The 12,316-nt window shown below is 67.6% G+C and carries 13 protein-coding genes; 4 read left to right on the top strand and 9 right to left on the bottom strand.

Annotation, left to right across the window (positions count from 1 at the left end; all coding sequences use genetic code 11):
* Window positions 1–9: 9 nt before the first annotated feature.
* The 7 genes from B1790_RS14865 to B1790_RS14895 all read right to left on the bottom strand — a co-directional run bounded on the left by B1790_RS14865 (window position 10) and on the right by B1790_RS14895 (window position 7,073).
* Entirely contained in the window at window positions 10–915 is a 906-nt protein-coding gene (locus B1790_RS14865; RefSeq protein WP_233165133.1) for an AAA family ATPase, read from the bottom strand.
* Entirely contained in the window at window positions 906–1,973 is a 1,068-nt protein-coding gene (locus B1790_RS14870) for a cupin domain-containing protein (RefSeq protein WP_079924006.1), read from the bottom strand. The genes B1790_RS14865 and B1790_RS14870 overlap by 10 nt, the downstream gene beginning before the upstream one ends.
* Before the next feature lie 62 nt (window positions 1,974–2,035).
* Window positions 2,036–3,139: an ABC transporter substrate-binding protein gene (locus B1790_RS14875; protein ID WP_079924007.1), complete on the bottom strand. Its 1,104-nt coding sequence runs from the start codon at window positions 3,137–3,139 to the stop codon at window positions 2,036–2,038.
* Between the two features lie 109 nt (window positions 3,140–3,248).
* Window positions 3,249–4,235: an ABC transporter substrate-binding protein gene (locus B1790_RS14880; RefSeq protein WP_079924008.1), complete on the bottom strand. Its 987-nt coding sequence runs from the start codon at window positions 4,233–4,235 to the stop codon at window positions 3,249–3,251.
* A gap of 3 nt (window positions 4,236–4,238) precedes the next feature.
* Window positions 4,239–5,258 (bottom strand): amidohydrolase family protein, encoded by a 1,020-nt coding sequence (locus B1790_RS14885; RefSeq protein WP_079924009.1) that lies wholly within the window; start codon window positions 5,256–5,258, stop codon window positions 4,239–4,241.
* Window positions 5,255–5,947, bottom strand: coding sequence for a 4-carboxy-4-hydroxy-2-oxoadipate aldolase/oxaloacetate decarboxylase (locus B1790_RS14890; RefSeq protein ID WP_079924010.1), 693 nt, complete (start codon window positions 5,945–5,947; stop codon window positions 5,255–5,257). Before B1790_RS14890 ends, B1790_RS14885 begins: the two co-directional genes overlap by 4 nt.
* 1 nt (window position 5,948) lies before the next feature.
* Window positions 5,949–7,073 (bottom strand): zinc-binding dehydrogenase, encoded by a 1,125-nt coding sequence (locus B1790_RS14895; protein ID WP_079924011.1) that lies wholly within the window; start codon window positions 7,071–7,073, stop codon window positions 5,949–5,951.
* An 89-nt stretch (window positions 7,074–7,162) separates the two neighbouring features.
* On the opposite strand from B1790_RS14895, the gene B1790_RS14900 reads away from it, so the two are divergent.
* Window positions 7,163–8,116, top strand: a complete 954-nt coding sequence (locus B1790_RS14900; RefSeq protein WP_079924012.1) for a 4,5-dihydroxyphthalate decarboxylase — start codon at window positions 7,163–7,165, stop codon at window positions 8,114–8,116.
* A 3-nt stretch (window positions 8,117–8,119) separates the two neighbouring features.
* On the opposite strand, the gene B1790_RS14905 is transcribed toward B1790_RS14900, so the two are convergent.
* Window positions 8,120–9,364 carry an NAD(P)/FAD-dependent oxidoreductase gene (locus B1790_RS14905; protein WP_079924013.1) on the bottom strand — a complete coding sequence of 415 codons (1,245 nt, stop codon included), beginning with the start codon at window positions 9,362–9,364 and terminating at the stop codon, window positions 8,120–8,122.
* A complete protein-coding gene (locus B1790_RS14910) occupies window positions 9,361–9,684 on the bottom strand; it encodes a 2Fe-2S iron-sulfur cluster-binding protein (protein WP_079924014.1) in 324 nt (107 codons plus the stop codon). Before B1790_RS14910 ends, B1790_RS14905 begins: the two co-directional genes overlap by 4 nt.
* Before the next feature lie 207 nt (window positions 9,685–9,891).
* Here B1790_RS14910 and B1790_RS14915 point away from each other — a divergent pair, with 207 nt between their 5' ends.
* Genes B1790_RS14915 through B1790_RS14925 form a run of 3 tightly spaced genes read left to right on the top strand, consistent with a single transcriptional unit; the run spans window position 9,892 to window position 12,316 of the window.
* Window positions 9,892–10,347, top strand: a complete 456-nt coding sequence (locus B1790_RS14915; protein ID WP_079924015.1) for an RpiB/LacA/LacB family sugar-phosphate isomerase — start codon at window positions 9,892–9,894, stop codon at window positions 10,345–10,347.
* Window positions 10,344–11,048, top strand: coding sequence for a 2,3-diphosphoglycerate-dependent phosphoglycerate mutase (locus B1790_RS14920; RefSeq protein WP_369832353.1), 705 nt, complete (start codon window positions 10,344–10,346; stop codon window positions 11,046–11,048). The genes B1790_RS14915 and B1790_RS14920 overlap by 4 nt, the downstream gene beginning before the upstream one ends.
* Window positions 11,045–12,316, top strand: coding sequence for an MFS transporter (locus tag B1790_RS14925; RefSeq protein ID WP_079924016.1), 1,272 nt, complete (start codon window positions 11,045–11,047; stop codon window positions 12,314–12,316). The genes B1790_RS14920 and B1790_RS14925 overlap by 4 nt, the downstream gene beginning before the upstream one ends.

The raw sequence follows: 12,316 nt of genomic DNA on the forward strand, positions 1-12,316 counted from the left end.
TTTCGCTCCTCATGGTCGATCTCGATGCTCTGGCACGACCACCTCGACGGCCGACAGGAGGTCGTCCACGGTCAGCACGTTGGGATCGCGAGTCACCTCCCGCCGCTGGGTCAGCGCGGAGAGCAGCAGTTTGCGGACCCGTCGTCCGTCCAGGCCCGCGCAGGCGCCCGCGATCTTGGCGTGCAACCCCTCGTCCGCGGCCAGCGCCGCGATGCCCGGCCACAGGACCGACAGTTCGGCCAGCCCGTGCCCGACGATCCGGGCGATGGTGGGGGTGTCGGGCAGTGCCAGCGTCAGCACGAGGTCAGCCCGGGACAGGAACGCCTCGTCGACGGCATCGGTGAAGTTGGTCGTCGCGACGAACAACACCCGCGGCGAATCCATTGCCACGGCGTCGATACCGGCCAACAGCGCGTCGGTGGCCCGATGCACGTCCACCGGGTTGGCCGCGAACGACGCCGACGATCGGCGCACCGCGAAACTCTCCACCTCGTCGATCAGCACGATGGTGTGCGGGCGACGGGCGGCGAGCTCGGGAATGGTGTCCGCCATCAGCGCGGTGATGTTGCGCTGGCTCTCGCCGAGCAGCTCGCTCGGAAACGCGTGCGGGTCGATCTCGACGTAGGTGGTCGCCCCCCGCGGGGCGACCTCACGCGCCGCGGTCTGCGCCAATCCCCGCGCCAGCGTCGTCTTTCCCGTCCCCGGTGGGCCGGACAGGACGATCAACCCGTGTGGGAGACCGGCCAGCGTGCCGAGCGCCGGACCGTGCAGCAGGGTCAGCAGCGCATGGTTGAGCAGGCGGTCCTTGACGCCGTCGGCGGTCAGGATGTGGTCCCACGGGCCGTCGTGGTGGTCGGAGGGAAGCGCGTGAATCGACAACACCCCGGGCGGCATCGCCCGCGGCGTCACGGCCACGTCGGTCGCCGAACCTCCGGCCACTCGATGGTGGTGATGTCACCGGCCTGCGCGTCCCGGATGTGCTCGGGTGGCTCTTCGAACAGCACCATCGGATCCATTAGGACGCGCATGGTGTCGAGCAAACTGTCGAACATGTGGATGCGGACCACTTTTGCCGTGTTCTGTGGGTCGTCGTTGAAGTGCTGATGCCAGAGGAAGTGGTCGACGACGATGAGGTCGCCCTTCTTCCACTGGTGGTCCGTTCCACCTTCGGGCTCCGTGCCGAGGTAACTGTGCCCGGTGCCCTCCAGCACGTACAGCCACGCCTCGCCGGCATGACGGTGCATCGATTGCCCACGGCCGGGACCGAGTTCGAACATCGCCATCGAGATTCCCGACGCCTGATATCCGATGGCCCGGTCCAGCAGGAACGTCGTTCGGGTTCCGCGTGGCGTTGGCAGCAGCTCCAACTCGTCCCAGCTGGTGTGCAGCCGGCCCGACCGGCGCGCGGTCTGATCGTGGGCCAGGCGGCGCAACCGCCGGGCGTACGGATCGTCGCCGGTCACCTCCGGCGTGTATGCGGGGCGGGGCGCGAGTTCGCCGACCGGGGTATGACCGGCGTCTTCGATCACCGACATGCCCATGGTCTCCAACAGCGGCTCGCTGGAGAACGTGACGTACCGCGCAGTCTCCGTGCCGTCGTTCCCCGAGCGGTGCCACGCCCAGGCGGGCAGATGCACCGAATCACCTGGGGCCCAGGTGATTCTCTCACCGTCGACTTCGGTCCAGCCGTGGCCCGCGACCACCAGCACCATGGCGTCCCACGAGTGGCGGTGCACCGTCGAGACCACCCCGGGGTCGATCTCGTGCACGAGGGCGTCCATCGAACGGGTCGGGCGGTCGCCGTCGAGCCCGACGTACACCCCAACCCGCGTGCCACGGGCGGTCTCCTCCATCGACACGTCTTCGTGGGCGACGACGGTCTTCTGGTATCCCCGCCACTCCTCGATGAAGTCGGCGCGACGCTTCTTCTGTACGTGGTAGTGCGAGACCTTCGTGGTGGTGTGCGAGACCATTGTCGTTCGGTTCCTCCGTGTCGGGGTTGCGGTTCTGGCCGTGCGGCTCGACAGGCGCGCCGTCAGGCCTGACCGCCGCCGTCGGTGATCGTCTTGTACAGGTCGCTCCACTTCTGCGGATTGTCGAGCAGTTCCTGCTCGGGCACCGTGACCGTCTCGACCCCGGCCAGTGGATCGTCGGCGGTGGGAATGGCGCCGATGCGGTTCGCCTCGGCGATCTGCTGCTGGCCGTCGGTCAGCAGGAAGTCCATGAACAGCATGGCAGCGGCGGGATGCTTGGCCGACTTGATCAGCCCGGCACCGTTGGGCCGCAACACGACCGGTTGGACGGGCTTGTCCGCCACCTTCCAGGCCACCGGGGCACCCTTCGCCGCGGCGTTGTCCACGGTGTGGGAGTAGATGGACGCGCCGACGTCGAATTGACCGGCCGACAACAGCTCGCCCATCACGGTGTGACCCTTCGTGATCTTGGAGTTGGCGGCCAGCTGTCGGAAGAAGCCCATGACCTCGTCTTCGGACATGCCCTGCGACTTGTAGTAGTCGTGCATCGCGGCGAACCAGTCGACGTCGCCGATTTCCAGGCCGACGCGGTTACGCCACTGCGGAGCGACCAGATCCTTCAGCGACGTGGGTTCGGTTCCAGGAGCGACCTTCTGGGTGTTCCAGCCCACCACGAAGGCGTTGAAGCGGTCGGCGGTCCAGCCGTCCTTCTGCCCCTCCGGACGAACCTTGTCCCGAAGCGCACCCTCGTAGTTGCTGAGCAATTTCTCGGATTGGAGGGCGTTGAGCTCGCCCGCGTTCGTCTCGACGAGGTCGGCGCCCTGATAGTTGGCGCTGGACTCCTGCAGGATGCGTTGCAGGACGGTCTCGGAGTTCGCGCGGTAGGTCTCCACCTTGAGCCCGTACTTGCTCTCGAATGCCTTGACCAAGGCATCCATGTCGGTGTTCGACGTGTACAGCGACAGCGCGCCGTCCTTCTTCGCGAGGTCGAGCAGAGTGTCGGTGCGCTCCTGCCCCGACAAGCCGTTGATCTGGTCGTAGACCTTCTGCGCCTGTTCGGCCCCTGGCGCCGCGGCGCCACTGGGTGGGCCGGCGGTAGGACTGCTGCAGCCTGCGATAAGCAGGACCAGGGACACTACCGTGCAGAGAACGAAATGCTTCCTCATCGCCACTCCCGGGGGCTCAATCAGGTTAATGGACTGACATTCAGACCACCACTGTGATTTGTATCATGTCGACCCGCACTCGTGAAGTGGTTCGGCACTCTTGACCCCGTCAGATGACGAATGCCTCGGCGGTCTCCGGCGCGAACAGGTCGGCGGGGGCATACCACCGCCTGGACAGCCCCTGTTCGTGGTGATATTGGAGAAACACCTCGAGAGCCCTCGTGTTGGAAGTGACGCCGTAGGACCAGAAGTCGTCACCGAGCAGCTCACGCGACTGTTCGATGTGCTGGATCAACCACGGTTCCATGAACCGCAGGGCCGACGAGTCGTAGACGCGTCGGTAGGCGTCGTCGCGCGCGGCCAGACATGCCTTGTACAACGACTGCGCCACCCACCGGTGGCGTTCGTACACGTCGGCGCGTAGCACGACGACATGCATGATCGGGAAGACTCCCGTGGTCGCGTAGTAGTCGCGTTCGACGGCGACGACGTCGTCGAACAGCCGCCGCACCCGACGGTCGCCGGCGGCGAAGGGGCTGGGCACCCGGGGCGTCTGCAATGCGTCGAGCCGTCCGTCGGCCAGCATCTCCGACAGCGTGGCGCCGTCGGGGATCGGCCGGATGTCAAGAGCGGTGTCGACGGCGCCCTTCTCGATGCGGCCCGGGGCCTCCTGGCCGCCGGTGTAGTAGGTCACCGAGTCAACCGGCACGCCATGGTGTTCGGCCAGGATTCCCCTGATCCACACCCCGGCGGTCAGTTGAAACTCCGGACACCCCACTCGCTTTCCGCGCAGATCCGACGGTGCCTCGATACCCGCGTCGGCGTTGACGTAGATGCCGCCGTGGCGAAACATTCGCGAGGTGAACACCGGCAACGCCACGAAGGGTCGCGGCTCGGCGTCCAGGGTCGCGACGTAGGTCGACAGCGACATCTCGGCGACGTCGAACTCGCGATGCCGGAGCATCCGAAAGAACGTCTCCTCCACCGGCAGCCGCAGGTAGGTCAGGTCGACACCGTCCGGCCGGACGCTACCGTCCTCGAGGGCCCGGGTGCGGTCGTAGTCGCCGCACGCGAAGGTCAATTGCAGCCGCGTCATCGTTCACGCCTTCCTGGCGGCCAGCCGCCGGTCCAGAAGCGGGTAGACCCGACGGGCGTTGCGTTCGAAGATCGCCTGCCGCTCGCTCTCCGGCAGGTTCAGTGCCGCCACGTACCGCGCGGTGTCGTCCCACGCGATCCCGGTGTCGGGGTCCTCGCCGCGCACCGCGCCGAGCATCTCGGAGGCGAAGAGGATGTTGTCCACCGGGACGACCCGCTGCAGCAGGTCGATTCCCGGCTGGTGGTACACGCAGGTGTCGAAGTACACGTTGCGCAGCAGTTCGGCGGGATCGGGTCGGCCCATCCGCGCCGCCAACCCCCGGAATCGGCCCCAGTGGTAGGGCACCGCGCCACCCCCGTGCGGGATGACGAACGTCAGGCTGGGGAACTTCATGAAGAGGTCGGCCTGCAGCAGCTGCATGAACACGCTCGTGTCGGCGTTGAGATAGTGGGCGCCAAGGGTGTGAAAGTTGGGATTGCAGGACGTCGAGACGTGGACCATCGCCGGGCAGTCCAATTCGACCATGGCCTCGTACAGCGGGAACCAGTACTCGTCGGTCATCGGGGGCGACGTCCAGTAGCCCGCGGCGGGGTCGGGGTTCACGTTGCACCCCACGAAGCCGAGTTCGGTGACGCACCTTCGTAATTCGTCGACCAAGGGTGCGATCTCACCGCCCGGCGTCTGCGGCAACTGGGCCACCGGCACGAAGGAGGTGGGGAACAGTTCGCCGACCCGGTACACCAGGTCGTTGCAGGACCGGGCCCACGCCGTCGCCACCGCCTGATCGGGTACGTGGTGTTCCATCCCGGAGGCCTTGGGAGAGAACAGCATGACGTCGCCGCCGCGCTCGCGCATGGTTCGCAGCTGGTTGTTCTCGACGCTGTCGCGTATCTCGTCGTCACTGATGACGGCCGACCGCGGTGCGCCAAGGGTCGGGTCGTTCAGCGCGGCCAGCTGATCGTCCCGGAACGCCTGGTGCGCAGGCGGTGCCGTGGTGTAGTGGCCGTGGATGTCGATGATCACGCGTCGGCCTCCGAGTACTGGACGTAGCGCAGTCCGGCGTCGCGCAGAGCTCCACGCATGTCGTTCACGTCGAGGCTCAGTTCCCCCTGCCGGTAGCGCTCTCGCGACACCGCTTCCTTGGCCTCGCGCTGGCCGGAGGCGGCGAGCACCTGCGCCGCGTCGGCGCGCTTCACGACGACCACGCCGTCGTCGTCGCCGACCACGACGTCGCCGGCCTCGATCGTGCATCCCGCGCACACCACGGGGACGTTGACCGCACCGAGCCGTTGCTTGATGGTGCCCTGCGCGGACACGCACTTCGACCACACCGGAAACTGCATCCGCGAAAGATCCGCGACGTCCCGGCAGCCCGCGTCGATCACCAGGCCGCGCACTCCCCTGGCCGCCAGCGCGGTCGCGAGCAGGTCGCCGAAGTACCCGTCGTCCGCAGGCGTCGTCGGCGCCACCACCAGGACGTCACCCTGGGCGCACTGCTCCACGGCGACGTGGATCATCCAGTTGTCTCCGGGCGGCACGCTCACGGTGACTGCGGTGCCGCACACCCGGGCTCCGGTGTAAATGGGGTTCATGTAAGGCGCGAGCAGGCCGGTTCGACCCTGCGCCTCGTGGATGGTGGCCACCCCGAATCGTCCGAGACCATCGACGATCTCGGCATCGGTGCGCGGTGGATTGCAGACGACGACGGGCACGTCAGGACTCCCTTCCCAGCCAGGGCATCAGTGAGATGTGGATGACATCGCGCTCCCCGGTGTCACCGGCGAGCGCTCGGATGGCGTGGTCGACCTGATCGAGGCCGAACTTGTGCGTGCTGAGCCGCTCGAGGGGGAACCGCCCCGAGGCCAGCTGCTCCAGCGCGAGGTCACACGCGCGGTAGCTGTGCCCGCGCGCGCTCTTGATGGTGATGGCCTTCTCGGCGAGCTGTTTGACCGGGAAGTCGGGGAAGGCAGCCAGCTCACCTTGGATCAACAGGGTGCCTTCGCGGCGCTTGAGCACGTCGATGCCGAACAGCACGGGCGTCGTCCCTGCCCGTGAGGTGCAGTCCAGGACGTAGTCGACGCCCCTGCCGTTCGTCGAATCCATCACCTGCTCATAGGCATTCACTTCCGTGACGTCGACGGCCTCGTCGGCACCCAGCGCCAGCGCAAGGTCCAGACGTGCCCGATCGCGGGTGGTGCCGGTGACGATGATCTTGGTGGCGCCGGCCTGCTTGCACGCCACGACCTGTGACAGGCCCTGCTGTCCCGGCCCCTGGATGAGCACCGAGGCGCCGTACCCGACGCCGACCGCGAACAGCGCCCACTCGATGCCGTTCGACAGCGGGGTGACCAGTCCGGCGAGTTCGGCGCTCACCCCGTCGGGAACCTTGTGCAGGACCGCATTCCAGGGCAGGTACATGTACTCGGCGAACCCACCCCACAGCGTCCCAGGGTGATTCAGCGTGGTGTAGCCGTAGCGTCGGGCGTCGGCGTTGGTGCGCCAGTCGGTGGCCTCGCAGTGTCGGTATTCGCCGATGCGACACCACTGGCAGTTGTAGCAGCCGACGTAGTGCTCGACGAAGACCCGGTCACCGTCGGCCACGCCGTGGAGCTGACGGAACCGCGGGCCCGCCGCGACGATGGTGCCGACGTTCTCGTGTCCCATGATCACCGGATCGTCGAACGGTGGCGTGCGGTACATCTTCACGTCGGTGCCGCAGATGCCCGCCACCTCGACCTTCAGCAGCGCCGAGTCGTCGGCCACCTCCGGCATTGGCAGTTCACGAAGTTCGGTGGTGTTCGGCGCCGTTCGGACGGCGGCCAGAACCTGGTCGACCATTCATTCACCCCTTGACATCGAGTCTCGTCTGCGTTGGCATAATGGTAATACCATCATGGTTACGTCCACCATAGCGAGTTGGAGACACGATGAGCACCGCAGAACCCATCCTGCGCACCATGACCCGCACCCAGGGCAGTAACCGGGCCCTCAAGGACGGCACGGTGACGCCGCGCGGCCTGTGGCTGGACTTCGAGGACGTCCCCGTTCTGGTGAAGGGCTTCCGCCGGATGGTGCGCTCGCTGGAGTTCGACGTCAGCGAGATGGCGTTGACCACCTACCTCACCGCCCGTGAGCACGGCGTGGCCTTCACGGCGCTGCCCATCTTCCTGGTCCGCGGCTTCCACCACGGCGCCGTGCTGTACGACACGCGATCGCAGATCCGCGAACCGAAAGACCTGGAGGGGCGCCGGGTCGGAGTGAACCGCGGGTACACGGTGACGACCGGGGTGTGGGCGCGCGGAATCCTCGCCGACGAGTACGGCGTCGACCTGGAGAAGGTGACGTGGGTGCTCTCCGGCGACGAGCACGTCGCGTCCTACCTGCCGCCGTCCAACGTCGTGCCGGCCGGCCAGGGGGCCGACCTCGCCGCGATGCTTCTCGCCGGTGAGCTCGACGCGGTGATCGGCGTCGACGTCGACCATCCCGACGTGGCGCCGCTGATACCCGAACCGGACAAGGCTGCCCTGGTCGCGCTCGAACAGCGCGGGTTCTATCCCGTCAACCATCTGGTCGTCATCAAAGATGAAGTGCTGCAGCAGTACCCGCATGCCGGGGTCGACGTGTTCGATGCCTTCGCCGCTGCCAAGCTGCACTACGTCGACACGCTCCGCGGAGGCACCGTCACCGCACCGACCGCCACCGACGAGGTGTACGCCGCGGTCCTTCGCGCGACGGGCGCCGACCCACTGCCCTACGGCATCGAGCCGAACCGGGCGATACTGACGACGTTGATCGACCATGCGACACGACAGGGAATCCTGCGGGCGCCGGTCACCGTCGACGAGGTGTTCGACCCGGCAACCCGCGAGCTCGTCGCCTGATCGTCAGGCGCCGACCGCGGCCGGGACGATGCGCTCGCGCAGCGGCGTCGCCCGATCCGCTGCCGCGTCGGGCGAGATCGTGGCGCCCTGCGTCAGCGCCTTGCGCACCGCCATGTAGTCGGCACCCGCGTTGACGGCATCGACGGCGAGCAGGTCACCGCCTCGGTAGTACAGCACCGAGAAGGCCTCTTCCGAGACGTCGCCACGGACCACCCAGTGGTCGTAACCCTGTGAGAGACCGGCGATTTGGAGCTTGAGGTCGAACTGGTCGGACCAGAACCACGGTACCGCCACGTTGGGTTGGTGACGTCCCGCGAGCGTAGCCGCCGCCGTCTTCGCCTGGCTGACGGCGTTCTGCACCGATTCGAGCCGGACGAGCCCCTCGCCACCGAGGGGATGCGGCTGCACCGTGCAGTCGCCGGCAGCGACGACGCCAGCCAGGCTGGTGCGGGCCAGCGCATCGACGACGATGCCCCCTGACACGTGCAGACCGAGCTGCTCGGCGAGTTCGATTCGAGGCTCGACCCCAATGCCGACGATGACGAGATCGGCCGCGATCCGCGTCCCGTCGGACAGCACCACCGCCGCGACCCGCGAATCGCGACCCTCCATCGCGACGACCTGCGCCCCGAGCCGCACGTCGACCCCGCGACGGCGGTGGGCGGCCAGGTAGAACTCCGACATCACCGGTGCGACGGCCCGGCCGATCAAGCGGTCCCCTGCCTCGACGACCGCCACGTGCTTGCCCTGCGCGCAGGCGACGGCCGCCGCCTCGAGCCCGATGAACCCGCCACCGACCACCACGATCGCGCTCGCCCCGGCCTGCAGGTCGCGCAGCGTCGCGGCATCGTCGGCGGTACGGAGATAGCGCACTCCCGCGAGATCGGCTCCCGGAACCGCCAGACGGCGGGGTCGCGCCCCGACGGTGAGCGCCAGCCGTTCGAAGGGGAGCCGCAAGCCGGACGAGGTGACGGCCTCGCCTCCAGCGCCGGCGCAGGACATGCGTTCGACGCGGTCGCCAATGATCAGGTCGATGTCGCGGTCGGCCAGGTAATCCGGTGCGCGCAACATCATCTGATCGAGATCGGTCGTGCCATGCAGGTAGGCCTTCGACAGCGGCGGACGCTGATAGGGCACGTGGGGCTCGTCGCCGATCAGCGTGATGGGGGCGGTATCGCCGCAATCACGCAGCGATACCGCGAGCTGGACGCCGGCCTGGCTCGCCCCGACGACGAGCGTGCCCGTCACCCCTGCTCCTCGGGGACCTGCACCACGAGTCCGTCGAGCGCGTCGGTCATCGTGATCTGGCAGCCCAGCCTGCTGGACTCGCGGCGATCGGCGACGCCGAGGTCGAGGAGGTCGTCCTCCATGTCACCGACGGACCCCACCTCGTCGATCGACTCGTCGGCGACGTAGACGTGACACGTCGCGCAACTGCAGTTGCCGCCGCATTCCCCGATGATCCCCGGAATGCCGTGGCGCACGGCGGCCGACATGACCGATTCGCCGAGGTGGGCGTCGACGATGCGCTCCGCACCACCGAGGGTGATGAAGACGACCTTGGGCATCAGGAACTCCTCCCGAGTTTGGTATGACCTTTATACCGTAACTGGCGCGACGCAGATGCTCAAGACATTCGGGCCTCAAGCCCGGAGCGACGGGGCACGACCGTGCCCCCCGATCGCCCCAAGAGGTCGAATAGGCGAAAGACATATGGAATTATGGTCATTCCATTATCACTGCCAGTCGACGTCGACGACCGAGGGAGTTGCCCGATGCAGATCGCCATCGCTGCCGATCACAACGCCGTGGCGTTGAAGGGCCGACTGTCCGCGTGGCTCGTCGAACGCGGTCACGTCGTACACGACCGCGGGGTAGACGACGCTGCAATCACCGTCGACTACCCGCCGTTGTGCGCCGACGTCGGCGCCCGCGTGGTCGACGGCACCGACGAGTTCGGCGTGATCCTCGGGGGCAGCGGGTGCGGTGAACAGATCGCGGCGAACAAGGTTCGCGGTGTCCGCGCGGCGTTGTGCCACTGCGCTTTCACCGCGGAGATCGCCAGAGCCCACAACGACGCCAACGTGCTGGTCATGGGTGCCAAGGTGGTCGCACCCGCGCTCGCGGAACGCATTCTGACCGTATGGCTGGAGACGACCTTCAAAGGCGGCCGCCACCAAGATCGCCTCGATCAGATCGCTGCACTCGAGCGCGGCGAGACATTGCAGTGAGCGATCTCGTCCTGTTGCGACACGGGGAGAGCACGGCCAACGCAGACGACGTGTTCGGCGGTTGGCTAGACGTCGACCTCACCGCCCGGGGACGCAGGGAGGCGGTCCGCGCCGGTGAGCTGATCCGCGACGCGGGGCTGCGACCCGCAGCGGTGCACACCTCGCTGCTGCGCCGCGCCGTCGACACCGCGGACCTGGTGCTCGACGCGCTGAAGAGGACGAGCGTCGAGGTGCATCGCTCTTGGCAATTGAACGAGCGACACTACGGACGGCTCCAGGGACGCACCCGCACCTCGGTGCGCCAGGAGTTCGGCGACGCGCCATACGACGAGATCCGACGCTCCTACGACGTCGCGCCACCGCCCGCCGGACTGCCGGGCGCGGTCGTCGACGGAGAATCGCTCGCGGACGTTCGCCGACGCGTGGTGGCCTACTGGGACACCGCGGTTGCCGCCGACCTGCGGGCAGGCCGAACGACGATCGTCGTCGCGCACGGCAATTCGCTTCGCGCGCTGTGCATGCACCTCGACGGCCTCTCCCCGCAGCAGGTGACGACGCTGAACGTGCCGACCGGCGTGCCGCTGCTGTACCAGCTCGACGACGGACTCGTCCCCCGCACTGCGGGCGGTTCCTACCTGGACGCCGACTTGGCCCTGGCGGGCATCGCGGAGGTTCGGGCTCAGGGGCGCGGTAGGAAGTGAGGAGATATCTGGCCGCAACGTTCAGCGCCCTTGCAATCCGCGACTACCGCCGCTACGCGTTCGGACAGGCGGTCTCAGTCAGCGGAACCTGGATGCAGAAGCTCGCGCAGGCCTGGCTAGTGCTCGAACTGACCGACTCGCCGGTCCTGCTCGGCGTCACCGTCGCCGTTCAGCAGCTGCCCACACTGCTGTTCACCACGCTCGCCGGCGCGCTCGCCGATCGCTTTTCCAAGCGGCGCATCCTGCTCTGTACGGCGCTAGGGGGCATGGTTCCGGCAGTGGCACTGGGTGTTCTGACCTATCTCGACGACGTGAACATCTGGGTCGTGCTGGCGGCGGCTCTCCTGCAGGGATTCGCCGACGCCGTCGACAAGCCGGCCCGCCTCACGTTCGTCAACGACATCGCCACCCCCGCGACCCTGACCAATGCGGTGACCCTCAACGGCATCATCCAAAATTCCGGCAAGGTCGCGGGACCGGCCGTCGCCGGCATGCTGATCGCCGGTGTCGGCATCTCTGCGGCGTTCTTCATCAACGCCGCCTCGTACCTGCCGGTGATCGTCGTGCTGTTGCTGGTTCGCCCGCACCCGCCGGTTCACGACGGCGCCTTCCCCACCAGTGGCCGCCTCGTCGACACGCTGCGCTACGTGTCGGCACGGCCGCAACTCGCGTCGGCACTGGTCCTCATGACGGTGAGCGGAATCATCGCCTTCAACTGGAACGTATTGGTGCCGACACTGACTCGGGACAGCTTCGGCGGCGACGCCCGCGCCGTCGGCTTCGCCTTCACCAGCATGGGCCTGGGTGCCGTGCTCGGTGGCCTCGCACTCGCAGGCGTGCTGCGCGGCACCTCGCTGTGGCTCGTCGTCAACGGTTGCGTGATGGGTCTGGCGCTGACACTCACCGGCGCTGCCCCCAGCCTCGCAGTCGCCTACGTTCTGCTCTTCGTCGTCGGCGCGTGCAGCGTGACGTTCCGCGTCACGGCCACGACGCTGCTGCAGCTGCACTCCGATCCGGCGGTGCGTGGCCGGGTCATCTCGCTGCTCGTGCTTGCCACCAACGGCACCACTCCCCTCGGCGGGCCACTGATCGGATGGATCTGCAGCGAGGCGAGTCCGCGGGTGAGTTGCGCCGTAGGGGGTCTCGGGACGATCGCGACGTCCCTCGGATGTTGGCTCTACCTGAGGCGCGCAGGCTCCCCTGGTTGGGCAGCGGGGGACGCGATCGAGTCCGTGCGTCAGGGATTGGCTGCTCGTCGCCGGCCCTAG

Origin of the sequence: Mycobacterium sp. AT1 (genome assembly GCF_002043095.1) — a bacterium.
Classification (GTDB): domain Bacteria; phylum Actinomycetota; class Actinomycetes; order Mycobacteriales; family Mycobacteriaceae; genus Mycobacterium.